General features: G+C 60.3%; 22 protein-coding genes and 4 pseudogenes. 11 read left to right on the forward strand and 15 right to left on the reverse strand.

The window, feature by feature from the left end:
• Nucleotides 1-25: 25 nt before the first annotated feature.
• From trbJ to JN302_RS39345, 6 genes are read right to left on the reverse strand one after another with little or no spacing between them, the layout of a single operon-like run.
• Nucleotides 26-751 (reverse strand): P-type conjugative transfer protein TrbJ, encoded by a 726-nt coding sequence (gene trbJ / locus JN302_RS32420; protein WP_065004902.1) that lies wholly within the window; start codon nt 749-751, stop codon nt 26-28.
• Nucleotides 748-3198, reverse strand: a complete 2451-nt coding sequence (trbE, locus tag JN302_RS32425; RefSeq protein ID WP_202330392.1) for a conjugal transfer protein TrbE — start codon at nt 3196-3198, stop codon at nt 748-750. The genes trbJ and trbE overlap by 4 nt, the downstream gene beginning before the upstream one ends.
• Nucleotides 3192-3464, reverse strand: coding sequence for a VirB3 family type IV secretion system protein (locus JN302_RS32430; protein WP_006329217.1), 273 nt, complete (start codon nt 3462-3464; stop codon nt 3192-3194). Before JN302_RS32430 ends, trbE begins: the two co-directional genes overlap by 7 nt.
• Entirely contained in the window at nt 3464-3772 is a 309-nt protein-coding gene (locus tag JN302_RS32435; RefSeq protein ID WP_010914020.1) for a TrbC/VirB2 family protein, read from the reverse strand. The genes JN302_RS32430 and JN302_RS32435 overlap by 1 nt, the downstream gene beginning before the upstream one ends.
• 10 nt (nt 3773-3782) lie before the next feature.
• Complete coding sequence (gene trbB, locus JN302_RS32440; protein ID WP_202330393.1) at nt 3783-4751, reverse strand: P-type conjugative transfer ATPase TrbB; 969 nt, start codon at nt 4749-4751, stop codon at nt 3783-3785.
• Nucleotides 4748-4924 carry a hypothetical protein gene (locus JN302_RS39345; RefSeq protein ID WP_244846069.1) on the reverse strand — a complete coding sequence of 59 codons (177 nt, stop codon included), beginning with the start codon at nt 4922-4924 and terminating at the stop codon, nt 4748-4750. Before JN302_RS39345 ends, trbB begins: the two co-directional genes overlap by 4 nt.
• A 33-nt stretch (nt 4925-4957) precedes the next feature.
• Between JN302_RS39345 and JN302_RS39350 the strand changes: the two genes are divergently transcribed.
• A complete protein-coding gene (locus tag JN302_RS39350) occupies nt 4958-5254 on the forward strand; it encodes a hypothetical protein (protein ID WP_244846070.1) in 297 nt (98 codons plus the stop codon).
• Nucleotides 5255-5279: 25 nt separating this feature from the next.
• Here JN302_RS39350 and JN302_RS32450 read toward each other — a convergent pair whose 3' ends face one another.
• The 3 genes from JN302_RS32450 to JN302_RS39355 form a co-directional block, all read right to left on the reverse strand.
• A complete protein-coding gene (locus JN302_RS32450; protein ID WP_202295878.1) occupies nt 5280-7310 on the reverse strand; it encodes a conjugal transfer protein TraG in 2031 nt (676 codons plus the stop codon).
• Nucleotides 7311-7976: 666 nt separating this feature from the next.
• The gene (locus tag JN302_RS32455; RefSeq protein ID WP_172352291.1) at nt 7977-8366 is read right to left on the reverse strand and encodes a hypothetical protein; all 390 of its coding nucleotides are present in this window, start codon (nt 8364-8366) and stop codon (nt 7977-7979) included.
• A gap of 192 nt (nt 8367-8558) precedes the next feature.
• Nucleotides 8559-8750, reverse strand: a complete 192-nt coding sequence (locus JN302_RS39355) for a hypothetical protein (RefSeq protein ID WP_244846071.1) — start codon at nt 8748-8750, stop codon at nt 8559-8561.
• Between the two features lie 90 nt (nt 8751-8840).
• Between JN302_RS39355 and JN302_RS39360 the strand changes: the two genes are divergently transcribed.
• A complete protein-coding gene (locus JN302_RS39360) occupies nt 8841-8999 on the forward strand; it encodes a hypothetical protein (protein ID WP_244742431.1) in 159 nt (52 codons plus the stop codon).
• Between the two features lie 53 nt (nt 9000-9052).
• Nucleotides 9053-9343 carry a ZinT/AdcA family metal-binding protein gene (locus JN302_RS39365; RefSeq protein ID WP_286295265.1) on the forward strand — a complete coding sequence of 97 codons (291 nt, stop codon included), beginning with the start codon at nt 9053-9055 and terminating at the stop codon, nt 9341-9343.
• A gap of 1 nt (nt 9344) precedes the next feature.
• Here the strand turns inward: JN302_RS39365 and hemN are convergent, their stop codons facing one another.
• Nucleotides 9345-10670: an oxygen-independent coproporphyrinogen III oxidase gene (gene hemN, locus JN302_RS32465; protein WP_202330395.1), complete on the reverse strand. Its 1326-nt coding sequence runs from the start codon at nt 10668-10670 to the stop codon at nt 9345-9347.
• Nucleotides 10671-12010: 1340 nt separating this feature from the next.
• Between hemN and JN302_RS32470 the strand changes: the two genes are divergently transcribed.
• A complete protein-coding gene (locus tag JN302_RS32470; RefSeq protein WP_202295904.1) occupies nt 12011-13174 on the forward strand; it encodes a porin in 1164 nt (387 codons plus the stop codon).
• Between the two features lie 331 nt (nt 13175-13505).
• Entirely contained in the window at nt 13506-13769 is a 264-nt protein-coding gene (locus tag JN302_RS32475) for a hypothetical protein (RefSeq protein ID WP_006329192.1), read from the forward strand.
• 395 nt (nt 13770-14164) lie between these two features.
• Here the strand turns inward: JN302_RS32475 and glmS are convergent, their stop codons facing one another.
• Together glmS and JN302_RS32485 are read right to left on the reverse strand one after the other, a co-directional pair.
• Nucleotides 14165-15988 carry a glutamine--fructose-6-phosphate transaminase (isomerizing) gene (gene glmS / locus JN302_RS32480; protein WP_010914009.1) on the reverse strand — a complete coding sequence of 608 codons (1824 nt, stop codon included), beginning with the start codon at nt 15986-15988 and terminating at the stop codon, nt 14165-14167.
• A gap of 454 nt (nt 15989-16442) precedes the next feature.
• Nucleotides 16443-17090 carry an acyl-homoserine-lactone synthase gene (locus JN302_RS32485; RefSeq protein WP_044549225.1) on the reverse strand — a complete coding sequence of 216 codons (648 nt, stop codon included), beginning with the start codon at nt 17088-17090 and terminating at the stop codon, nt 16443-16445.
• Between the two features lie 680 nt (nt 17091-17770).
• Here JN302_RS32485 and JN302_RS32490 point away from each other — a divergent pair.
• Nucleotides 17771-18523, forward strand: coding sequence for a carbonic anhydrase (locus JN302_RS32490; RefSeq protein ID WP_202330396.1), 753 nt, complete (start codon nt 17771-17773; stop codon nt 18521-18523).
• A 190-nt stretch (nt 18524-18713) separates the two neighbouring features.
• Nucleotides 18714-19386, forward strand: a pseudogene (locus tag JN302_RS32495) (IS630 family transposase); the annotation flags it as partial.
• A 252-nt stretch (nt 19387-19638) separates the two neighbouring features.
• On the opposite strand, the pseudogene JN302_RS32500 reads toward JN302_RS32495, so the two are convergent.
• The 3 genes and pseudogenes from JN302_RS32500 to JN302_RS32510 all read right to left on the reverse strand — a co-directional run.
• A pseudogene (locus JN302_RS32500) lies at nt 19639-20406 on the reverse strand (IS110 family transposase); the annotation flags it as partial.
• Between the two features lie 270 nt (nt 20407-20676).
• Nucleotides 20677-21705 carry an IS110 family transposase gene (locus JN302_RS32505; protein ID WP_202330397.1) on the reverse strand — a complete coding sequence of 343 codons (1029 nt, stop codon included), beginning with the start codon at nt 21703-21705 and terminating at the stop codon, nt 20677-20679.
• Nucleotides 21706-21790: 85 nt separating this feature from the next.
• Nucleotides 21791-22054, reverse strand: a pseudogene (locus JN302_RS32510) (IS110 family transposase); the annotation flags it as partial.
• 75 nt (nt 22055-22129) lie between these two features.
• Between JN302_RS32510 and JN302_RS32515 the strand changes: the two are divergent.
• The 4 genes and pseudogenes from JN302_RS32515 to JN302_RS32530 form a co-directional block, all read left to right on the forward strand.
• A pseudogene (locus JN302_RS32515) lies at nt 22130-22383 on the forward strand (transposase); the annotation flags it as partial.
• A gap of 316 nt (nt 22384-22699) precedes the next feature.
• Complete coding sequence (locus tag JN302_RS32520) at nt 22700-23389, forward strand: B3/B4 domain-containing protein (RefSeq protein ID WP_202330398.1); 690 nt, start codon at nt 22700-22702, stop codon at nt 23387-23389.
• Between the two features lie 84 nt (nt 23390-23473).
• Nucleotides 23474-24112: a LysE family translocator gene (locus JN302_RS32525; protein ID WP_010914002.1), complete on the forward strand. Its 639-nt coding sequence runs from the start codon at nt 23474-23476 to the stop codon at nt 24110-24112.
• 18 nt (nt 24113-24130) lie between these two features.
• A complete protein-coding gene (locus JN302_RS32530) occupies nt 24131-25018 on the forward strand; it encodes a dihydrodipicolinate synthase family protein (RefSeq protein WP_069093303.1) in 888 nt (295 codons plus the stop codon).
• Nucleotides 25019-25022 lie beyond the last annotated feature (4 nt).

Genomic DNA, 25022 nt, shown 5'->3' on the forward strand with positions numbered 1-25022 from the left:
TTCCTCGTCGTCAAGAGATTGGTGATCAGTTGCCGGGATAGGCCGTGCCTGTGCCGAGGAAGCGCTTTGTCGTCTCGCGCGCGGCCTCCTCGGACTGCGCCTTGCGCGCCGCATCCTCGGCCTCAGCGCGGAACTGCGTTGCGAGCAGCGTCTGGATCTGCATCTGCTGCTTGGTCGAAAGCGCAAGGAGCTGGTTAGTGGCCTGACTTGCCTGAAGCGCACCGGCCGCGCCTTGGCTGCGGTTGACGAGATCGGCAAGCAGGTCGCCATCACCGCGAACATTCTCGACGATCTGCGACTGAACACCCATGGTCTGACGGAATGCCTGCATTGCGCTTTGCCAGCGGTCACGTGCGGCGCTCGCTACATCGCTGACCTTGATCGTGGCGTCGTAGCTTTCCGGATATTGATTACGCCACTGGTCCTGAAGCTTGTTGAGATCAAAGCTCAGGCCACTTGCCTGGTCCATCAGACCGTCGATCCGTTGGAGCGAGCCGGTAAGCTGACCCACGGAAGAAAAATCCAGACTCTGAAGATTGCGTGCCATGTTCTGCAGCACGGTCGCCTGGTTCTGGAGCGACTGGATCTGGTTGTTGATCTGCTCCAGCGAGCGCGCCGCCGTGAGCACGTTCTGAGCGTAGTTCGACGGATCGAACACGATGAGCGCGTAGGCCGGCTGCACGTAGTCGGCCATCGGCTTGGCGATCAACGAAAGGGTGATCAGGCCCGAGAGAAAGCGGCGCCGCATCATGACGATTGCTCCTTGGTTGGTTGAGGGAATTGCTGGAGAAGCTCGGCCGCCCAATCGAGGCCGCGGGCGCCGAGGAAGCGAAAGACAAAGCTGTCCTGCCCGTGCTCGGACAGGACCCTGTCGATCAGGCTTTGCGCGGCTGGACCCGAGGCGCCGCAAAGTGCAAGCGCGATGGGGCCGAGCCCGAGCTCGAAGAGACGGTTGCCGCAGCGCGACTGCAAATAGTAGTGCCGCTTCGGCGTGGCCCGGGCGATCAGTTCGATCTGCCGGTTGTTGAGACCGAAGCGCTCATAGGCAGTCCGTGCCTGCGGTTCCACGGCACGATCATTGGGGAGAAAAATGCGCTGTGGGCAGCTCTCGATGATCGCCGGCGCTATTGCAGAGCCGGCGATGTCGGCAAGCGACTGCGTGGCGAAGATCACCGATACGTTCTTCTTTCGCAGCACCTTCAGCCATTCGCGGATGCGGGCAGCAAAAAGCGGATTGTCGAGATAGACCCAGGCCTCATCGAGCATGAGCAGCGTCGGTCGCCCGTCGAACCGCTCCTCAAGGCGATGGAAGAGATAGGTGAGCACAGGCAGCACAGCGCTTTGGCTATGCATCAGCTCCTCGGTCTCGAAGCACTGCACATCCGACAAGGCCAGCCGATCGTCATCGGCATCGAGCAATCGGCCGAAGGGACCGTCGAGCGTGTAGGGCATTAAGGCGGACTTCAGTGCATTGGACTGAAGCAGGACCGACAGACCGGTCAGCGTGCGCTCCTGCGCCGGCGCGGTGGCGAGGCTGTTGAGCGCCGACCAGATCGCCTCCTTCACCTCCGGCGTGAGGGTGACGTTCTCATGGGCAATCAGGCCGGCGATCCATTCAGCTGCCCAGCTGCGCCTACCCTGATCACCGATATTGCGCAGTGGCTGGAAGGCAAGCGCACCGTCCGAACCCAAGACATGATGCTCTCCACCCATGGCGAGCGTTGCCGCGCGCGCCGAATTGCCTTTGTCGAAGACATAGACCTGCGCGCCGGCATAGCGACGAAACTGCAGGGCGATCAGGGCAAGCAGCACCGATTTTCCGGCGCCGGTCGGTCCAACGATCAGCATGTGGCCGACATCTTCGACATGGGAAGAAAGCCGGAACGGAGTCGACCCGCTGGTTTCGGCGATGAGGAGCGGCGGGGCCTCTCGTCCAGTGACTTCAGCCAGATGCTCGTTCGCCGCAGGACCGGCCCACACCGAGGAAAGCGGCATGAGATGGGCAAGGTTCAGCGTGTGAACGAGCGGCTGACGAACGTTGGCATAGACATGACCCGGCAGCGAGCCGAGCCAGGCTTCGACCGCATTGACGCTTTCGCGGATGGTGGTGAACCCGAGCCCATTGATGATGCGCTCGACCGCGCGAAGTTTCTCAGCGGCGGCTTGGCGATCCTCGTCCCATACCGTCACCGTTGCAGTGAGATACCCGAAGCCGACATGATCGCCGCCCAACGCCTGAAGTGCTTCATCGGCGTCGAGCGCCTTATTGTCGGCGTCGCTGTCGACGAGCGGAACGGGTTCGTTGCTTACAACCTCGCGCAGGATTGCGACGATCGATTTGCGCTTGGCAAACCACTGCCGGCGCAAGCGGGTCAGCGTCTTGGTGGCCTCGGTCTTGTCGAGCGGAATGAAGCGCGTCATCCAGCGATAGGCGAAATCCTGATGATTGAGGGCATCGAGGATTCCGGGCCGGGTGAGGTTCGGAAAGCCGAGGATGGTAAGTGTGCGAAGATGTTGCTCACCCAGCATCGGCTCCAAGCCGCCGGTAAGCGGCACATCGACCAGGATGCCGTCCAGATACATTGGCATTTCCGGCACGGCGACCGGATGGCGGCGGGTCGAGATCGTGTCGTGCAGGTATGTCAGCGTCTCGGCGTCATCGAGCGGACGCACTTCGGGCATGAAGCCCGACAGAAGATCCAGCACACGGTCGGTCTCGTCACGGAACCGCGCCATCTCCTGGCGCCAGTCTCTTTCGCCTTCTGAATGATGCGAGTCGACGAGCGCGCTTTCCGCCCGCGCCTGGGCGTCCGGTGGCGGCATGGACAGCAAGGTCAGGTGATAGCGGCTCTCGAAATGCGCGACCTTGCCTTCGAAGGCAGCACGCCGTTCTTCATCAACCAGCCATGACGCCGCGTCCGGGAAACGCGAGGACGGATAGCCCAGCGCTTCGATGCGCTCGGCCTCGAAAAACAATGTCCAGCCGGAGCCAAAGCGTCTAAGCGCATTGTTGGCCCGGGCGCAGATGCCGATGAGTTCGGCTTCGGTCGAGCTTTCCAGATCGGGCCCGCGAAACCGAAGAGTCCGCTGAACGCTGCCGTCCTTGTTGAGCACGATGCCGGGCGCCACCAGTGCTGCCCAGGGCAGATGGTCGGCAAGCCGGTCGGCCTTGCCGCGATATTCCGAAAGGTTCAGCATGCGAGCCATCCCCTCAGGCGAAGGTGACGGACAAGCACGCTGGCAAAGTCGGGATCGCGCCTTGCGGCAAAGACCGCGAGCGTGTGGCCGCCAAGCCAGAGCACTAGCCCGGCAATCCATTGCTGCAAGCCTAGTCCGATGGCCGCAGCCACCGTGCCGTTGAGGATCGCCACCGCCCGCGGCGCGCCGCCCAGCAGGATCGGTTCAGTCAAGGCCCGGTGAACGGGAACCTCGAAGCCCTCGATATGTTGCACTCCGGCGGCCATCAGACGAGCGCCCCGCCGCCGAAGGAGAAGAACGAGAGGAAGAAGCTCGATGCGGCGAAGGCGATCGACAGGCCGAAGACGATCTGAATCAGCCGGCGGAAACCGCCTGCAGTATCGCCGAAGGCAAGGGTCAAGCCGGTGGTGATGATGATGATCACCGCGACGATTTTGGCGACCGGTCCCTGCACCGATTCCAGGATCTGCTGCAGCGGCTGTTCCCAAGGCATGCCGGAGCCGGCAGCGTGCGCCGGAACTGTGAGAAGAAACGCGAGCGCGGCAAACGAAAGAAAGCGGAGCTTCTTGCGCATAAGGGGCCTTTCAGAGTTGCTGGAGTTGCGGAGGCGTGAGTGGGGTGAGGGCGTAGTCGCCGCTGCCGTCGAGACCTGTGACCTCAGCGATTGCATCGATGCGGCGCGACGAGCCGCGCCCCGCGATGAAGACGATGAGATCGATGGCATTGGCGATGAGGCGGCGCGGCACGGTGACGACAGCTTCCTGTGCAAGCTGCTCGATGCGATAGAGGGCAGAGCGCGCCGAATTGGCATGAACCGTGGCGATGCCGCCGGGGTGCCCGGTGTTCCATGCCTTGAGCATGTCCAGCGCTTCCGCGCCCCTGACTTCACCGACGATGATGCGGTCGGGGCGGAGCCGGAGCGTCGAGCGCACGAGATCGGCGAGTGTGACCGAGCCCCGCCTGGTTCTCAGGGCAACGCAGTCCTTTGCTGCGCATTGCAGTTCGCGGGTGTCCTCGATGAGGATCACTCGCTCGTCGCATTCGGCGACTTCGGCCAGCAGCGCATTGGCAAGCGTCGTCTTACCCGACGACGTGCCTCCGGCGACAAGGATGTTGCGCCGTTCTCGGACTGCATTTATCAACGCATCGGCCTGCAGCGGCAACATGATGCGATCCGCAACATAGTTGGCCAGCGTGTAGAGCTTTGCGGCTGGTTTGCGGATGGCAAAGCAAGGCGCCAGCACGACAGGCGGCAGCAGTCCCTCGAAGCGTTCGCCCGATGGCAATTCGGCGCTGACAATCGGATTGTCCGCATGCGCCTCGGCACGCACGTGGGAAGCGACCAGGCGGATGATGCGTTCCGCCTCGGAAGGATGCATATGCACGGCCGTATCGATTCGGCCTTCTCCCAGCCGGTCGAGCCGCAGCGCACCATCGGGATTGACCATCACCTCGATGACCAATGGATCGGCCAGCGCCTCAGTGATCGTCGGACCCATGGCGGTGCGCAGCATGGCGCGGCGTCGGTGGTCGGCCTCTGGATGAGCGCTCATCCTTCCCCTCCTCCGCCATTGTCTTTGCCAAACGAGCGTTTCCCCGATGCGATCTGGCGACCGACCTGCTCGACGAATTTGTCGAAACGCTCCTGAGCAATCGCCTGCGTCGCCTTGTCCGGAACAGGCGTGTGGGCATGAAGCGTGATCGAAAAGCGGATGAAGAGCGCCAAGCTTTCCAATGTCATGTCGACATCGCGCCTGACGTGACTGAGGTCGCGGGAAAGACGGTCCAGCCTCATGCCATAGCGCCGATCGAGTTCATTCTCGCCACGCCGCTCGATGAAAGCTTCTACGGCCTTCGCGACGACCGCGGATTTTGTGGTCGAGGGATCGCGGCTGAGGTTGTCCAGCTTCTCGCTCAATTCCGGTTCGAGCAGAAACTGGTGACGAATGCGGTGGGGCTTCATGCGCTTGTTCCAACTGGCCGGCGCTGGCGGGCCGGCGGCGGAACAAGCATTATCGAGATGCCCAAAATTGCTTACGGCCGTTATCTACGCTGAGATACGCCCGAGCTGCGGAAAGCGTTCAGAAGCCGGGGACGATATCCTTATCATCGTCCCTTCCCTCGTTGATGCCATAGGCACCTGCGACGGTGGAGATCCGGTCCATGACGCGCTTGTCCGCCATCGCCTCGCTATCATCGTCTGCGGGTCTGGACAGATCGTCCTGGTCCGGTTCCTGGGTGACGGCGGTATGTTCTTCGGGTAGGCCAGGATGGCGCTGCTGCTGAATCCCTCCCTCGTCCGCAAGCGCGGCGCCAGCGCTTTCATCGTCGGACGCAAGACGACGGTCGACGCCGCGTACTTGCCCAGTCCAATCGTCCGGCCGCGACATCGGGCAGTCCGCGTAGGGTCCGTCGCGCAACACCGGCGAAGGCAGCACCCGCTCGGTGAAATTGTGATCCTCATAGTATCGCAGCTTTTTGGCCCGGATGGGGGGCAGTCCCGAAACCAGCACCAGTTCGTCCGCGGGCGGCAATTGCATCACCTCGCCCGGTGTCAGCAGCGGGCGGGCGGTTTCCTGGCGGCTCACCATGACATGCGAGAGCCAAGGTGCCAGCCGGTGGCCCGCATAGTTGCGCATGGATCTGAGTTCCGTGGCCGTGCCAAGCGCGTCCGAGATTCGCTTGGCCGTGCGCTCATCATTGGAGGAAAAGGCAATTCGCAAATGGCAGTTGTCCAGAATGGCGTTGTTGTCGCCATACGCTTTGGAGATTTGGTTCAACGATTGCGCGATCAAGTAGGCACGAATTCCGTAACCGGCCATAAACGCGAGCGCGGTCTCAAAGAAGTCGAGGCGACCGAGCGCCGGAAACTCATCCAGCATCATGAGCAGTTGATGCTTGCGGCTCTTCTTTGGGTCACCCTCGAGGCGCTCCGTCAGCCGCCTGCCGATCTGGTTCAGGATCAGTCGCACCAAGGGCTTGGTGCGCGAGATGTCCGATGGCGGCACGACCAGATAGAGCGACATCGGCCACTCCGCATCCATCAGATCGGCAATGCGCCAGTCGCAGTCCGATGTTACCGCCGCCACGGTCGGATCACGGTAGAGGCCGAGAAAAGACATGGCGGTCGAGAGGACGCCTGAACGTTCGTTCTCCGATTTGTTCAACACCTCTCGTGCCGCCGAGGCCACGACGGGATGGACCTCAGGCTTATTGACCGAGCCGAGATGGTTGGTCGTCATCATTCGCCGCAAAGTCGCGGCAAACGAGCGTTGCGGGTCCGACAGAAAGGTGGCGACGCGGGCAAGAGTCTTTTCCTCTTCGGCGTAGAGCACGTGCAAGATAGCGCCGACGAGGAGTGAATGACTGGTCTTCTCCCAATGATTCCGCCGCTCCAGCGCGCCTTCCGGATCGACTAGAATGTCGGCGATGTTTTGGACATCGCGAATCTCGTCCGAACCTTTGCGTACCTCCAGCAGCGGGTTGTAGCGGGCCGATCGCGGATCAGTCGGATTGAACAAAAGGCAATGCGAGAACCTCGACCGCCAGCCGGAGCTCAGCTGCCAGTTCTCGCCTTTGATGTCGTGAATGACGGCCGAGCCGGACCAGGAGAGAAGGGTTGGGACAACCAGTCCGACGCCCTTGCCGGAACGTGTCGGCGCAAAGGCCATGACGTGCTCAGGCCCGTCATGACGCAGATACCGGTCCTTCAGTTTGCCGAGGAAGACGCCGGCCGGCTGAAACAGCCCTGCTTTCTCGATCTCCCGCGTCGCCGCCCATCGAGAGGAGCCATAGGTGGTGACCAAGCCGCGCTGGCGCGCGCGCCAGAGGGAACCAGCGATCGCAGCGGCACAGCCCATGAATCCACTGGTGCCCGCAAGCATGCCCGCCTTGTCGAATACCTCGGGCGCATAGGCATCGAATTGGAACCACCATTCCAACAGTTTCCACGGCTCGTAGATCGGCCAGCCAGCCGCGACAAACCATGGCGCGCCGAGTTGTTCCTGAAAGGCTAGCATATGAGCGCACCATTGCGTGGCAGCCCACACGCCGAGGAGAACGATGGCGAACACAATGGCGATCTGCCCAATCAGAAGCTTCGTGGGCGTCACTGGCTTGCTCCGCTGTTCTGGAGAGATGGATCGAGCATCGCCCGGGACGGCCGGAACAGGAATGCGCCCTATGTACGACTTGGTGCGATGAGAGGCTGTTTGGCGCGCCGTTTGCTCTCCTTCGAGGTGTATCAATATTCGCGCATTCCCGAGGACTGCTACGTCGGAGGGGACTCATATCGGTCGTGCCTATCGTGAGCACGTGGTCGGCGAGCTGGCGGTGGCGTGCGGGCAAGCCGCTGAGGAAATTCTGAAAATCGAGTCCGGTCTGAGGTACAACAAGCCTATCGAGATCGGATCGCGAGGTAGCCCTGCCCGCCATGGGAATTCCTCAGGCGAGTACCGACTTATTGGGCGCTGCCTTATAAGTGGAAGGCGCCTTCCCGTTGCCTCTATCGCAGATAAGTTACCTTCCGGCCTTCGCGCTGGGTTTCCCACCTGGACTGCGTTTCAGTCTCAATTCGCTGTGCTTCTTGTGAGCCAGACACCATTTCTCGGACGGTGGATTGACGACATTCATTGTCCGACAAGCCCTCGCCGGCGATCTGTTGGGCAGAGGCGGCTATCACCCCGGCCGTGGCACATCCGCGCGCTGCAGAACCTCGATGAGCCGCCGGCTCAAACGCCCAGGCGGATGCAAAGATCCACAGATGCGTTCCGCCAGCCCTAGTTGCCAAGCATATGACCGGCATTTCGCAACGCGTCTAGGAAGAGGCCGGCATGGTGAGTGACATCGAATTTGGCCTGCATTGACACCGGCATGCTGGTCCAATTCTCCAACGGTGCAATGAAGCGGGAGAAGGTATCGTCGATGACGCAGTAGCGGCTAATAAGGCCTTGTCTGTCCAACGCCAGCACACCAATCTGCCCGCCTCGATATCGGATGGCTGCGAGCCGTTGGACCTCGGCGTCATCATCGATCCGCACATCGAAAAGCAGGTTTCCGCGGCTCCTCGCGGCTATCTCCGCCGCTTTGTCATTGAAGCTCAAGCAGAGTGAGCGGACGCTTTCCACTGCCATCTGGAAAACCAACAAATCCAGTTCATTCACGGCCATGTGGGCAGTTGAGCCAATAAATGGATGATTGCAATGTCGCACACGGCTTGTTCACAGGTGTCGGCGACTGATTGTTCGTGGCTTTCTGTCCGCTGCCGGCGATGGAATATTTGAAGGACGGCGGGTCCCGTATTTCCTGTCGCGTTGGCAACCGCGGCGGCCACCTGCCGGGCGGCAGCGGCAGAGACAATGTCATAGACAGGTGGAAGCCTTTCTGCCCTTCAATAGTTCCCTGACCATACAGATTTGCACGCGCGGCCGCAGCTTGCCGCCCGCCTCAACGGATTCGGCTTCTCTGGCAGCACGTTCCATTGCTGCGGTCGCCTTATTGAGCGTCACCAGAACGCCAAGCTTCGTGGCTGGCAAGATCGCCAACTCGCTCAAGCTCACGACCTCTATTCGATGGACGGGCACGGCCGTGCATCGCCGCGGCAGGGGACAACATCGTCGTGACCGACCCTCAAGCCCTATATCGTGTCGGCGGGATCGTTCAGCAGGAACGGCGAGATCGCCGTGGAGGGCAAGCCCTTCTACATCGTGGCCGGCGGCGGGAGCGGCAAGATCCACGATCAAGCAGCTGAGAAAGATCACGCATATAGCCACGATCCCGCGGTCCAGCCGATCTACATTTGAGGACGACCAGATCAAGCAGCGCGCCCTGTCGAATTTGGGTCCGGGATTGGCAGTTGGTCTATCCCTTCCTGACGATGGAACGCTCGATCCAGTCATGGCTTATAAGGCGGAGAGCGGCGACCAGAGCGCAGATGAGTACGCGCCTACTACGAGATCGGCTATCGCACCAATTCGAGCGGATCACGATCGATGGCGACACCGTGGCATTCTTCGAGGGCGGGAAGCCGCTTGAGGCCTGCTTCCCTGGCGACGGCTGTGAAATCCTGACCTCGAAGAAAGGAAACCGCATGGGCGTCAAATTCCGCTTCGGCGTCGCCTTGGCCTCCTCACACTTGGTTGGCTGACTCAGCGGGCAACCCGGTCGAGAAAAGCGTCGAATGCGGCAGCGACAACGCGCATCGCAAAGCGATGCTGCCGCCGTACGCGGACAAAACCCTTTTCGATGTCCACAATCCCGTCCTTGGCAAGCATCGCCAAGCGTTCAGCTGAATCGAGAAAATGGATCGGATCAGATCCGTGGGCGGCACAGATTGCCGGCACATCGGCCTCGAGATCGCACATTAGTCGCTCGATGATTGCGGCTCGCGCGCGGTCTTCGTCGGTGAGACGGTAGCCCTTTGACGTCGCCAGACGGCCAGCCGCGATGTGCCGGCAGTAGGAATCCCGTGTAACCTCGTTCTGAACGTAGCCCTCGCCGACACGCCCGATAGCCGACGCGCCGAAACCGATCAGGGTTTTGCAGGTGTCGGCCGAGTAGCCCAGCGAGTTGCGCCGCAGGCGACCGGTTTTCTGTGCCAGCGCGAGATCGTCGTCCGGCAAGGCGAAATGGTCGAGCCCGATCTCTCGGTAGCCGGCGGCAATCAGCGTCACGGCAATGGCCGCATCCTGTTCGGCGCGGGCAGCGCTGCCCGGAAGCGATGCCTCCTCGATGAGGCGCTGATTCTTAATAAAGGACGGAATGTGCGAGTAGCCGAACACCGCAAGCCGGTTGGGGCGCATGGCGACCGCCGCCCTCGTGGTCTCGACGCAAGACTGCACCGTTTGCTGCGGGAGACCAAAGATGAGGTCGAAGTTGATGCTTGTCACTCCATGCCGACGCAGCATTTCGACGGCAGCCGCCGTCTGCGCCTCACTCTGGACCCGGTTGATCGCTTTTTGAACAATGGGATCGAAGCTCTGCACGCCGAGGCTCGCGCGGTTCACGCCGGCTGCTTGCAAGGCTTCGGCCATATCGGCCGTGAACGTGCGTGGATCGATCTCGACGGCGATCGTAGCTGTTTCCGCAAGCGCAAAGTGGCGGCGCAGGAATTCCGTCAGGGCGAGGAACTCAACTGGCCCCATGAGAGTTGGCGTTCCGCCGCCGAAATGCACATCGCTCACGGGCAGCGCCTGCGGCGCGTGCTCCGAGACCAAACGTATCTCGTCACGCAGCGCCGCCAGATAATTAACGATCGGCGCATCATGGCGGGTGATGGTGGTGGGGAAGCCGCAATACCAGCACTTTGATCGGCAGAACGGAACGTGCAAGTAGAGTGACGCCGGATCGTTAGCCGGTAGGTTCCTGAGCCATTCCTCATAAGCGTCGGCGCCGACCGCCCCAGAGAACTCCGCGACAGTCGGATAGATGGTGTACCAAGGCAGGTGGGCTTCGCGATGTTTTGTGGTCTGCAACAGTTACCGTCCCATGTTGTTGCCTTCCATCCTTACCACTGCGCTCTCCTGTGTCTTTGCGCTATATCAGTCCGGTCCGCTTTGGGCCCGATTATTTCGCAGCGATAGCCCCATTCAGCCTTGGCTGGACAGCGATGGTATGAGCACGCGCTGGTCAGCGACAAGCGCCGTGGGTTTCCCGTCGAGACTTTCCCGCACACCGTTTGGTGCTACTATCCTATCCTATCCCCTCCCTTCAGCGTCCGATGGAACGCAGCATGCCCCGTCCGACCAGTCGATTCGGCGTTGGGACCAGACTTTTGCTCGCCGGCTGGTGCGTAAGACGGCGTCACGTAGCGATACCTGGCATCTCGATGAGTTCGTCGTATTAATTGCCGGCACGAGGCTTTGGCTGTGGCGCACCGTCTGTCAGAGCGGGAATTGTGCTCGAGGAGACCGTCCAGGTCCGCCCCTGCCAAGGCTGCAAGCCTGATGAACCAATTTAGAAAGTAGCGCTACGCCAGGCGCATGATCACCGACAAATCGCGCTCCTGTGGCCCGGCAAAGCGCCGGAGTGAAGCGCAACTCAAGCATCGCTCGCAGCTGACAATCGAGCGAATTCGCATGTGCTTCCGTAAAAACAAAAATGGCCCATGCACGGCTTCCGATTCAGAGAGGGGCTTACAACGGCTCGTCTCGACCTTCCCGCCTTTCGGAACCACTTTGTCCGGACTAGCTGGAAAGCTGGTGCACCTCGCCACCGCCGAGGTGTGGCCCTTCGCCCTAACGAGGACGCTTACGCCTAGGCATGTCGGCATCAGTGGGGCATCTCGGCTCACGTACCGAGCGGTGCACTCGCATGATGTCAACAATGTCGAGGCTCAAAACAAACAAAAGCTATCGCCATTGAACGATACTGTCGCGAAGCGAACAGACGAACCATGTCCGAAACATTTGCTTTTCGTGCTCAGCTTGACCCTCAGAGCAAAAAAAGGAAACGCAAGCCAAGGTCCGACGGCAAACTTGAGTGTCAATCGTAGCTTGGTCGTGAGGTTGGCACGTCGCTTGCGGGGTGATTTTCTGAAGCCGGTACGCCCGCAGCTATCGGAGATAATCATGGCGATCGACCCAGAAGTGTTTGATTCCTCCCCCGGGCATTTCAAGCAGGTGATATGAGAACAACATCTTATCGCGTGGAAGTATGATTCAGATTCATCGCCTCTGTTGTTGAATCATTATTATGACCCGTGCGTCATACTGCGATGGGCGCAGCGCGATGTGCATCGTTTTCGATTGTGGGTCAGGAAGGGCTGGCTCGTTCGTTGACGTCCCCTTCTTTAATATTTGAACGGAGATCAAGAATGAACATCAGGAGCCTCCTGCTCGGCTCAGCTGCGGCCCTGATCGCCGTTTCCTGTGCCCGAGCCGCCGACGCCATCGTCCTGGCCGAGCCTGAGCCCGTTGAATACGTCAAGATCTGCGACGTTTACGGCGCTGGTTACTACTACATCCCCGGCACCGAGACCTGCCTGCGCATCGGCGGCTATATCCGTTACGACATCGGCCTCGGCGATGTCGTGTCGCATGACAAAGCTAGAACCACGGATGTGAAGACTGGCGAGGCCCAGGGCATATGGCAAAACCACACGCGTTTCACATTCAAAACTTGGACCGGGCAAGAGACCGAACTCGGTACATTGCAGACCTACATCGAGACCCGCATGAACTACGGCAAGCACACGGCCTATTCCGGTTCGGACAGTCCTCGATACCATGCCTTCAGCCAAGGCATCACGTTGACTTTCGCCTGGGTTCAGCTTGGTGGCCTCCGAGTTGGCAAGGACTGGTCCGCCTTCGACATGTTTATTGGCTACGCGGGCGACGTGCTCAATCAGATGCTTATCCCGTACGGCGCCTTCGATACTAATGTGGTTCAGTACTACTTTGACGCCGGTAACGGCTTTTCGGCTGTGGTTTCACTCGAAGAAGGCTCGGGCCTGGTCGGCACCATCGACAGCTACGTTCCGCACCTAGTCGGCGGAGTGAAATACACACAACACTGGGGCGCGATCACCGGCGTTGTCGCTTATGATAGCAACTACGAATCGGTCGCGGGCAAGGTCCGCATCGACGTCGATGTTACCGACCAACTCTCGCTATTCGGAATGTTCGGCTACGGCTCCAGCGGCAAGCTCAACGATGACGTCACTAACGCAATCGACGCTCATGGTCGCGGGTTCTACAAAAGTTGGGGCGGTAACTGGGCTTTCTGGGCCGGCGCCACTTACAAGCTCAATGAGACAACTTCGTTGAATCTTCAGCTCTCGGGTGATCAGCTCAGGAACTATGGTGTCGCTGCAAACGTCGCCTATACGTTTCTTGCAGATTTCACAATTACAGCCGAACTCGACTATGACCGCTACGGCGACTTCGCCGTCGGCAAGGTCGACCCTTCCATTAGCTGGGCGAATGCCAACAAAAAGAGCAGTGTCGGCGGCATCCTCCGTTTCGAACGTTCATTCTAACGGGAGGAAGAGCTTCATCTCGGTGCCTCAGGCGGCGAATGACGATTATGCGGGGGACCTGCCACGCCTGCGGCAGATAAGCGCTGGCACGTTTGCAATCGGATACAGCTGCGATTAGGGCGCGGCCGATGCCCCGCCTGCCGGGATGTGACAGCTGGCAAAGCGTTGCGGCAGGTTTGCTGGCGGTCCCGGCACTTGCGCTGACGCGTGCGGCGCAGTCCGGCGACACGGTGGAGGCCGCCGGCAGATGGGTGGGCGCGTGATCGCCGAAGCAATCGCCGAACTCGCCTAGTATCCCAGCTTCGATAACGACTGAATCGGCGGCGACTCAATGCAACCTTGGCTTCCGGAGACCGCGCTGACCGCCGCCGGCCTGACCGCGCTCGCCGCGCAGGATGCTTCGGACAAGCAAATCACCTGCGTCAAGGCGCCCTTCAAGTCGCTGATCGACCATGTCTTTATCTCGCCCAATCTCGTGCCGTGCGGCCACGATTTCATGATCCTCGCGCTCGACCGAACCATCGAGCGGTTCCTGGAAGTGTCCGATCATCGCCCGGTCCTCTTGCGACTGGCCGGGCCTATCGGTGAGCGTTAGATCCAGAACGAGGTTACACGGGATTCCTACAGCCCGCACATCGCAGCTGGCCGCCTGGCAAAGTCAAAGGGCAACCGTCTCACCGACGAAGACCGCGGCGAGCCGCAATCATCGAGCGAGGACGAAATAGGGACAGCGAAGGGTTTTATCCGCATGCGGCAGGAGGATCGCTTTGTGGTTAGCGCTATTGCTGCGTATTCGATGCTTTTCTCGACCGGGTTTGCCAGTAGGCACAGCCAAGCAGCGTGAGGGGAGGCCAAAGGGATAACCAATCGTCGCTAAACGGCATGCTCCAGCAAATAACGGCAAGGCGGTAGCGGCGCGCTTGAGCCCCGGTTGAAGTGCTTGGAGTTTTTTCCGAATGGGCGAGCGTTGCGACTAATGAAGGCGTCACATCATTCGACGGTGACTGATTTTGCCAGGTTGCGTGGCTGGTCGAGATCTGTGCCCATGAAGAGCGCCGTGTGGTACGCAAGAAGCTGTATCGGCAGCGAGAAGATCATCGGCGCGATAATCTCGTCGGTGGCCGGCAGCACGATCGTGTGCATCGTATCGAGTTTCGATGCGGCTGCCCCTTTTCCATCGGTGATGAGGATAATGCGCCCTCCGCGGGCGGCCACTTCCTGCATGTTGGAGAGGGTCTTGTCGAAAAAGCGATCATGTGGCGCGATGACGATCACTGGCATGTTCTCGTCTATCAATGCGATAGGACCGTGCTTCAATTCACCCGCCGCATAGCCTTCGGCGTGGATGTAGGAAATCTCCTTGAGCTTCAGCGCCCCCTCCATCGCCAGCGGGAAATTTGTGCCACGGCCGAGATAAAGGACATGATGACACTTTGACAGTTCGCGCGACAGAAGCTCAATCTCCGGCTGGATGCTGTCCAGTACCTGCCTCATGAGGCGCGGCATTTCGGCGAGGCTCTCGACGAGCGCCTGCACCTCATCTTCGGTCACGGTTCCGCGGGCCTTGGCTGCGTGGATGGCGAGTGCGGCAAGAGCGGCTAGCTGGCAGGTGAAGGCCTTGGTGGAGGCGACGCCGATCTCTGGGCCGGCAAGGATCGGGAAGACCACATCGGCCTCCCGAGCGATGGTCGATTCGCGCGCATTGACGACAGCGCCAATTTTCAGCCCAAGCTGCTTGCAGTACCTCAGCGATGCCAGCGTATCGGCGGTTTCGCCCGACTGTGAAATGAACAGAGCCGCAGACTGCGGCGACAATGGAATCTCGCGATAGCGGAATTCGGATGCAACATCTATTTCGACCGGCAGGCGCGCATAGCGCTCGAACCAGTATTTTCCGATCAGCCCGGCGAGATATGCGGTGCCGCAGGCAGAGATCGCCAAGCTCGGGATCTTGGCGAAGTCGATGCCAGAAACCGCATCGGCACCATTTTCGATGAAATTGATATAATGACCGAGCGCATCGGCGATGACCTCGGGCTGCTCGAGGATTTCCTTCTCCATGAAGTGGCGATGGCTGCCCTTGTTGGCCAGAGTGGCCACGGCCACGGAGGTCTGGCGCGGACGCGCGACGGGGTGGCCGTCGTAATCAAATATATCAGCGCCCGTCCTGCCGACAACGGCCCAGTCACCGTCGATGAGATAGGTGATTTCATTCGTGAATGGAGCAAGCGCGATCGCGTCGGAGCCCAGGAACATCTCGCCGTCGCCGTGACCGATCGCCAGCGGTGGTCCATTGCGCGCCGCGATGATGGTCGACGGATCATCCTCAAAGAGGATGGCAAGCGCGTAGGCACCCCTGACGCTTTTCAGCATGGCATGCACCGCCTCACCACGCCTCATGCCCTCCCGGCGGTGCCTTGCCAAGAGATGCGCAAGGACCTCAGTGTCGGTGTCGGTCTGGAACTCGGCTCCCGTCGCCGCCAATTCGTCCTTCAGTTCGGCGAAATTCTCGATGATGCCGTTATGGACGACGGCCACACCATCCGTGAAGTGCGGGTGTGCATTGCGTTCCGTCGGTGGCCCATGGGTTGCCCAGCGGGTGTGGGCGATGCCGATGGTACCACCCAGCGGCTCTTCCTTGAGTCTCCTCTCGAGATTGACGAGCTTGCCCTCCGCGCGCCGGCGGTGCAAGGTGCCATCGGTGATCGTCGCAATGCCGGCCGAATCATAGCCGCGGTATTCCAGACGCTTCAATGCGTCGACCAGGCGTTCCGACACCGGCTGTTGCCCAACGATGCCAACAATTCCGCACATGTTCTTCTCCGAAGTCTTCCCGGCAGCCTTAGCCGACGCAGACGAGGGACGCCGCCCGGCATGCGCTCAGTTAGAGTCTTCTAATGGAATCCAGTCAGTTCGGTAAAATTGATTGTTGGGATAGCCATCATCCACGCCATGGATGAACTAAATCTCAGTCCAATGCGGGTGATGTGAACCGGGGCGTACGCTTCCGCCTTCAACGGGCTGCGCATATCATGGCCGGCGCCCTCACCTGCGTTAATAGCATGCAAGCCGGCCAGAGGAGACGGGGAATACTTGGGCCGAGTGCGAATGGGTAGCCCCAGCGCACTCTTTGATCTCGCCGTTCAATTGTGCGGACGCTGCTTCATGCATCATTCCTCGGTTTGCTTCTCCAGGCCGGACGCAATGACTCCTTTCGGCGACGAGAAGCAAACCCTCTCTTCCGATCCCTGGGGCCACGCACCACGTCTTAGCTACCGCATGGGCCGTGCGGCAGGCCGAGAATCGGTCGCCACAGTACCGGCCCATTCAGACGTCCCCTCCAGCGGATGCGCAACAGGCTGGCGTGAGAGATCTCGAGAAACCCGGCCACCGCCTCCGTTTTGCCGACGGGCTGCGGCTTTCCGATGCGCGACAATGGCCACGTTGCGAGGCGAAGGATCCGTTCCATACGCGTATCGGTCACCGTCACGATCCGGGTGAGATTGTTGGCCAAGCCGAATTCGATCATGCCGGCGAAGAGCTCGTAGGTTGCTTGGGCAAGGCCGCCTGCCGCCTTGGGCGTTGATGGGGGCAAATCGAGCGCGAAACGGCTGCTTTCCCATATGTCGGGACTCGCGGGCGCCACAGCTTCACCCAGCAGCGCCGGGAATGTGTCGCGCAACATGGTCGGCCCAGTGGTTGGCAAGAGGCGCACGCAGCCACGAATTCGCCAATCGGATCCCTTGAGCAGCAGATAGACAGGCTTCAAGTCGTCAAAGGTGTCTGTTTCCATTTCGCCTCCGGTCTGAACTTCCCAATCGAGCCTCTCCTTGAAAACCCGATATCTGAGCCCGTGCATCTCTTTGAGCTCGCCTGCGAATTCGCTGTAGAGGCCAGGTGTGATCAGCTGAATCATTCGTCGCCTCCGTGCGGGTTGTGTTCCCGCCATCGAAGGGCAAAGCGCACAGCGATGCAGCCTGTGGACGTTTACAGCTATCCTCGCGGAAGGATCCGGATCTCGCCTGACCGGAGGCAGCCAGCCTGGCAACCGCATGGATCGTCCGAACGCGAGCTTTGCTTGGCATTTTCCAGATGGAAGGTCCCCTTGCCCTTTGAGACCTGCTTTCCAAGGCGTATTCGCGAGTTTTATCCATGCCTTTATGGTCTTGGGAGCGTGGCGGGCAGGCTACACAGTGGGTGGCCGAGAGGTCGGGAATCAGTTGGAATGGAGGAATTCGTCTCGCCAAAGAGGGGATCCTTTGCAATGCACTGCCTGCCCGACACTCCCGCTTCAACGTTACGCGCCACATACCGCCGAGTAACAGCCGGACCGGCGACGCCGGCTGTGCTGGTTGTTGGCCTGATCAGCGGCGGCACGGTGAATCTGAGCCACGTCGCCAGCCATTTCCACGGACCGGCGAGCGTAGCCTCCAACGATCGCCGGCGGCGACGCTTCTTCCAGTTTACCAGTTCGACGAGGACTGGCTGGCGTGTACGCTGGTGGCGCGGCTCAACCTACGCCCGCCCTTGCGGCTGTGCCTTGACTGCACCAATTGGAAGCAAGGACATAAGGTTCGCATCAAGGAGCGAGGCAATATGCATCGTCGTAACCTGATTAGAGCATTCATCGCGCTGGGCGTGTGCCCGATCTGCGCCCAGACCGCGCGTGCGGCCAGCGCCCATTGGGGATATGGCGGCTCGGTCGGGCCGGAGCATTGGGCCGATCTGGACACGAGAAATTTCGCCTGTTCGGCGGGCAGGCAGCAGTCACCCATCGACATCGCCGGCACGGTAAAGGCGGATATACCGCGCATCGACATCAGTTGGCTCAAGGGCGGCGGCAGGATGGTGAACAACGGCCACACCATTCAAATCAACATGCCGGAAGGCAGCACCTTGACCCGCGGGGATCGCGTCTTCCAACTGGCACAGTTGCATTTCCACGCGCCGAGCGAGCATCACGTGGCGGGCATGAGCTTCCCGATGGAAGCGCATTTTGTCCATAAAGACACAAAGAGCGATACTCTGGGTGTGCTGAGCGCCCTTCTTATGCCTGGCGCGACAAATAACAGCTTTGCCGGTCTCGCCAAGGTCTTTCCGGCCCGGCCCGGCGAGGAGATGGCAGTTGACGAGTTCGATCCCAACGGGCTTTTGCCGGCCTCGCTCGGCTATTGGACCTATGAGGGATCATTAACGACTCCGCCCTGCACCGAAAACGTGGAGTGGATGGTTGCAATGGAACCGGTCGAGGTCGACACCGCAGACATCAAGCGGTTTACGACGCTTTACGCATCTAACGCGCGGTCGATCCGTCCCTCCAATCGGCGCTTCATCCTAGGCCTCAGCTAAGGTCATCGCGCGCGTCAAGCAAAACCGCGGTAACAATCGGGGGGTTTCGAACAGTACGACGGCACCCTGGTGGCGCTGGCATCGACCATAATGCCCTAGAGCGGGATGAATTTGGATTGAATCGAAGGGGATTCCCAAGGGTCTGCAAATCAGATTCAAGATGCTGGCTGGGAGAAGGAGGCCGGCATGGATGGGCAAGCCATATTCAAACGATCTTCGGGACCGGGTTGTCGCTTCGGTTGAGCAGGAGGGGCTTTCGCGCCGGCAAGCAGCGGCGCGTTATGATGTCGGCATCAGCTCGGTAATCAGATGGGTGGGGCGCTTTCGAGAAACAGGCAGCGTCAGCCCCGGCCAGATCGGTGGACACAAGCCCAAGAAGATCCGCGGCGCCCACCGCGACTGGTTGGTTGAGCGCTGCCGCAATGAGGCCTTCACCTTGCGTGGGCTGGTCGCGGAACTGGCCGAACGCGGCCTGAAGGTGGACTATCGCTCGGTCTGGGCCTTCGTTCGCGAGGAGAAGCTTAGTTATAAAAAAAGACGCTGGTCGCGGCCGAACAGAGGCGTCCCGACATCGCGCGCCGGCGTCAGCAATGGTTGAAGTATCGCGCAGCGATCGATCCTTCACGCCTGGTGTTCATCGGCGCCGTTGCGCGGCTGGGCGCCGGTCGGGGAGCGGCTCTATGCCGAGGTCCCGCACGGCCACTGGCAGACCATGACTCCTGGCGGCACTGCGCCATGATCGGCTGGACGCGCCATGGCTGATCGACGGACCGATCAACGGCGAGCGGTTCCGGCTCTATGTCGAGCAGGTTCTGGTTCCGACCCTTAAACCCGGTGACATCGTGATCATGGACATGTGTGGACGCCCCCGTTGGTGCAAGAAGAATCTTTCGAAGAGCACGGAGCGTGGTCGGGTGCTGACATGTGTCCGGCCTCTGTTGCGGCTGTCACATGCCGCGGGCCTGTATGGGAGTTCGCGGAGCGGGTCCAATTCAATCTGGCGCGCTCAAGGCGCGTATCCATGATCTGGTTTTCCCGATCCCGTCTCGTTGACCGTTGCGCCATACTCTCCGTTTGACCTTCTCACACTTTCGAGGCCTTCTGGCCGAGCGGAACTAACCCGCCACGGCTGGAGCCCGATAAGTTCCGCCTTTCGCCATCAGTGCCCAGACGATGCGTGCAGTCTTGTTGGCAAGCGCGACGATCACCAACATGGGCGGCTTGCGGCCCAAGATGCGCATGAGCCATGGGTCCGCAGATTTCCCCTTCCGCATTGCCCAGCGTACGGCCGCGCTGGCCCCTATGATCAGCAGCCGGCGTAGCGTTCGCTCGCCCATCCGAGACGTCTCGCCGAGCTTCTGCTTTCCGCCCGTGGAGCGTTGCAGCGGCGTGAGGCCGAGCCAGGCCGCGAAGTCTCGCCCCCTCTTGAAGGTTGTCGCCGATGGAGCCAGAGCAGCAAGTGCCGTCGCGGTGATCGGCCCTATGCCGGGAATGGTCATCAATCGCCTGGCTTCTGCATCCTCCTTGGCACGCCGGGCGATCTCGCGGTCGAGCACGGCCACTCTCTCATCCAGCGACCGCAACTGTGCAACGAGCAGAGACAGGATCGGACGGGCAGCTTCGGGGATGGCGGTACCTTTGTCCTCAATCGCCGTGACAAGCTTGGCGGCATGGAAGAGACCCTGTGCAGCCACGAGTCCGAATTCGGCAAGATGGCCCCGTATCGCATTGATGGTCTGGGTCCGCTGACGAACCATAAGATCGCGAACGCGGAACACCATTGCCGCAGCTTGCTGCTCTTCGCTCTTCACCGCCACGAACCGCATGGTCGGCCTCTGGGCTGCTTCGCAGATCGCCTCAGCGTCAGCGGCATCGTTCTTCTCTGGTTGCCGCCCTCGATGCAAGAAGCCTTCCAACCTGATGTGCCCGGTGATCGAGTGCGTTCTTCTCTCAGGCCTTTCGTTGCGACCTTTCAAGAAGCCGCGGGCCAGTATGGTGATCTGCGGATCGGGTCCAAATCTTCTGCAAGAGCTTTCAAGCTCGCGAACGATGTCTGGTTTTCCTGATCCAGATCTTTTCGATCATTGTGCCCATTCAGGTCATCGACTTCCTACACCTCCTTCACCGGCGCAGTTCGTGTGGTGATGCATCCGTCATGCAGCCACAACTCGCGCCGGATTTCGATAATCCTCTTTCTTTGTCATCATCGCCCAGATCGCCCGCGCCATCTTGTTCGCAAGCGCGATCGCGACCAGCATGAGCGGCTTGCGACGCAGCATCCGTGCCAGCCATGAACCCTCGACGATGGATTTGCGGGCCAGCACTGTCAGGCGTGACATGGCACCGATGATCAACAAAGAACGGATATCAGTTTGGCCAGCCTTCGACACGCGTCCAAGTCGCTCTTTGCCGCCGGAGGTGTATTGACGTGGCACAAGCCCAAGCCAGGCCGCAAAGTCTCGCCCGCGTTTGAAGCTCTCCATCGGCGGAGCAAAGCCGCTGATCGCCAACGCGGTCTGGGGCCCGACACCAGGCATTGTCTGCAGGCGCCGCGCTGTATCGGTCGCCAGGGAAAGGGCTTTGGCCTTTGCCGTTTTGACGTCGATCCGAGCTGTCTTCTCGGCAATCTGCTCAATCAGGTCGCGGCATTCCTCGCGTACCAATTCGGGCAGGTCACTGTTGGGTGCCTCCAGGATGCCCTCGATCCGCTTGATGTGGGCGATCCCTTTCGGAATGATGTGACCATATTCGTACAGCACCGAACGCAGAGCATTCACAAGCTCGGTGCGCTGATGGAGGAGGCGCTCCCGACCTCGGAACAACACAGCGCATGCCTGTTGATCTTCCGACTTCGGCTGTACAAAACGCATCTCCGGACGCTGTGCTGCAACGACGATTGCTTCAGCATCGGCAGCATCGTTTTTCTGCCGTTTGACAAAGGGCCGCACATATTGAGGTGCGATCAGCTTCACCTCGTGGCCAAGCTTGACCATTTCTCGGGCCCAGTAGCTCGCGCTGCCGCATGCTTCCATCACAACCACAGCAGGCGGCTGGCTTGCCATAAACTGCCGGAACCGTGACCGCGTCAGCTTCTTACGGAATCTCAGATGCCCCGTCATTGTCGCGCCGTGAAGCTGGAAAACGTTCTTTGCCAGGTCCACCCCGATCATAGTATCGTTCATTTGCCGTCCTCTCCTTCTCGTGGCGTTGAACACCACGACCTTGGCACATTGCGATGCCGTCTGGGGAGGGCGGCAACCATCCCATCTTCTGCCGCTTCACGAAAGGCTTCACATATCCCGGAGCGATTAGCCGGGCATCGTGCCCAAGCTTCGCAATCTCCCGCGCCCAATAATGACCGCCGGCGCAGGCCTCCATAGCCACCGTGCAAGCAGGCTGCGCGGCAAGAAACTTGAGCACCTGGTCACGACGCAGTTTCTTGCGGAAGGCCACGGCTCCCGATCCATCCGCGCCGTGCATCTGGAACACGTTCTTCGCCAGATCCAACCCGATTGTGCTAACTTCCAACATGGACGCCTCCGTTCAAGTGATGATCAACGACACCACTTTGGCACAGCGATGCCGTGAGGGGGCGTCCACCCCATCAATCTCGGCTCGCACAAGGGCAAGGCAATGCGCCGCGCCATTCGCGGCGTCGGTGCCAGACTCCTGCTCCTGCCGAAATATTCGCCCGATCTGAACCCGATCGAGCAAGCTTTGCCAAGCTCAAGCACTGGCTCAGAAAGGCGGCGCGCCGAACCGTCGATACTGTCTGCAGCGCGATCGGCGAAATCCTCGATGGCCTCACCGCAACCGAATGCAACAACTACTTCGAAAACGCCGGATACTGTTCAACCTAAAATCATCCCGCTCTAGGGTTCACAACAGCATGACCGGATCATGGGGAACTTGTGGGCCGCTTGCTTGCGGAGAACTGGGTGGCGTCACCGACACCCGTACGCTCCGGCCTGGATCTGCTTGATCAGGGATTGATAAATTCGACGCGTCGCTCCCGTGCTGCGAGAACCCTCCTCATACTGGACCAATTAAAATCTCCAAAAGTGGCAGTTTAGTTTGGACCAGTGAACTGCAATATTGGCTTGCAGTCAGGGAAGCGATCGTGACTGGTCGCGCCGGTCATGGATTGCTTGCGCTCGAACTGATGGAGTTGCCTGGATGTTTGAGGGTCCCATCATCGACGCTCGAATTAAGAGTATTGCATCGGGATTTAGAGCCGTGAGCGTCTACGTCGATGCCACTTCAGCTGAAGAAGGACGTTTCGATCCCCGATTGCTTGGTGAAGCCTGCGATTGCGCGTTGGCGGATGGCCCGGCTTGGGCAGAAGCTCATCTGGCGAGTTGGTCCGACGCCTACGCCGTCTTTGGCGCGAAGCCTAACCGTACGCCGTGCTCAGCCCAGGCCCTCAGAAAGCGGGTTCTGAAAGACGGCACTCTTTCGACGATCAACCCGATCGTCGATCTCTACAACGCCATCAGCCTGAAATACGCAGTCCCGGTGGGTGGAGAGAATTTTGACGCCTATGTCGGAAGACCCTACCTGACGATCGCTGACGGGAGTGAGACGTTCGACACCATGGTGAATGGAGAGGCGGTCAACGATCCTCCCTTGCCCGGTAAGGTCATCTGGCGCGACGACATTGGCGTCACCTGCCGACGCTGGAACTGGCGACAGGGCACTCGAACCCGCCTGAAGACCCTAACAGGCCGGATGTGGTTCGTACTGGAGGCGTTGGAGACCATGCCGGACGATGCATTGGCAGAGGCGACGGATGCCATGGTCGGAGGGCTGAATGCCTTGATGCCTGGCTGCAAAATCGCGAGCCAAGAAATTGCCATCGCCGGATGAGGTTTCCGGTCGAGCGAGTGGATCCATGGCCGCCCGGGGCATCCGGCGCGATCGATCCGATCGAGATTATCAAGGGCTGAGAGAATGAATGTCGATCTCCATCAGTTGCTCATCGTCTTTGCTGCATATGTCATTGCCGCGGGGAGCCCCGGCCCGAGCAACATGCGCATTATGGGGGTTGCGATGGCGCGCGGCAGAGGTGCTGCGCTCATGCTCGCCTCCGGCGTCGTCAGCGGCTCGATCTTTTGGGGTTTTATGGCCTCCACCGGCATCTCCGCCCTGTTGGCCAGGTACGCCCAGGCACTGCTCGTTCTGCAGGTTTTCGGGGGGCTTTACCTGCTATTCCTCGCCTTCAGGGCGGGACGGTCGGCGCTTACGTCGAACGAGAAGCTGGCGGTGCGCGCATCGACCGACCAAGTCGCTCTTTCGCGGGGTGAGCTCTATAGGAAGGGCCTCTTGATGCATTTGGCGAACCCAAAATCCGTGCTGGCATGGATCGCGCTCGTCACGCTGGGGATCGGTCCGAATTCATCGTGGCAAAGCATCGCAGCGATATTGGGTGGCTGCGCCATCCTAAGTGTCACGATATTCTGCGGCTACGCCATTGTCTTCTCCACACCGCCTATGGTGGCTCTATATCGCCGCTGCCGCCGCTGGATCGAAAGTCTGTTGGCGATGTTCTTCGCGTTCGCCGGGCTGCGTATGCTGCTTTCCCGTATGTAGTTTCGAAAGGAATGGATGATGACTTTGTTTCGCGGCCTGTCGGCGTTCCCCCTTACGCCAACCGATGCGGAAGGGCATGTCGACACCGAGGGTCTGGCTCGTTTTCTCGAGCGTATTCAACGCGCCGGAGCGGACTCCATCGGCCTTCTGGGGAGCACGGGCGGTTATGCTTACCTCACCAGGGAAGAACGCAAGCGTGCCGTTCAGGCTGCCGTGGAATGCATCGGCGGCAAAACGCCTCTTGTCGTGGGTGTGGGTGCATTGCGTACCGATGAAGCTCAGGCTCTGGCGCGCGATGCCAAATCCGCTGGCGCTGACGGCCTGCTCCTGGCACCGATGTCCTACGTTCCCCTGAACGAGGACGAAGTCTTCCAGCACTTCGTCGCGGTGGCCGAGGCGGGGGAATTGCCTTTGTGCATATATAACAATCCAAGCACCACGCGCTTCACATTCAGCGACGCATTGATCGCCCGGCTGTCAGAGGTGTCCAACATCGTCGCGGTGAAAATGCCTCTGGCGGCGAATGACGATTACGCGGGGGAACTGGCACGTTTGCGGTCGATGACGCCTGACACGTTCACAATCGGATACAGCGGCGATTGGGGCGCGGCGGATGCCCTGCTTGCCGGATGTGACACCTGGTACAGCGTTGCGGCAGGTCTGCTGCCGGTCCCGGCGCTTGCGCTGACGCGTGCAGCGCAGTCCGGCGACGCGGTGGAGTCCACTCGGTTGAACCGCGCTTTCGGGCCGCTCTGGACCTTGTTCAAACACTACGGCAGCTTCCGCGTTATGTTCGTCATCGCCGACTACCTCGGTCTGGCGCACGTCCAGCCACCGCGCCCTATTTTGCCGTTGCCGGAGGACGCCGGAGATGACATTAGGCAGGCATTGGAGAAGCTCGAATAGCCGA

The sequence above is a fragment of the Mesorhizobium sp. L-8-3 genome (assembly GCF_016756615.1).
In the GTDB taxonomy this organism is placed as follows: Bacteria; Pseudomonadota; Alphaproteobacteria; order Rhizobiales; family Rhizobiaceae.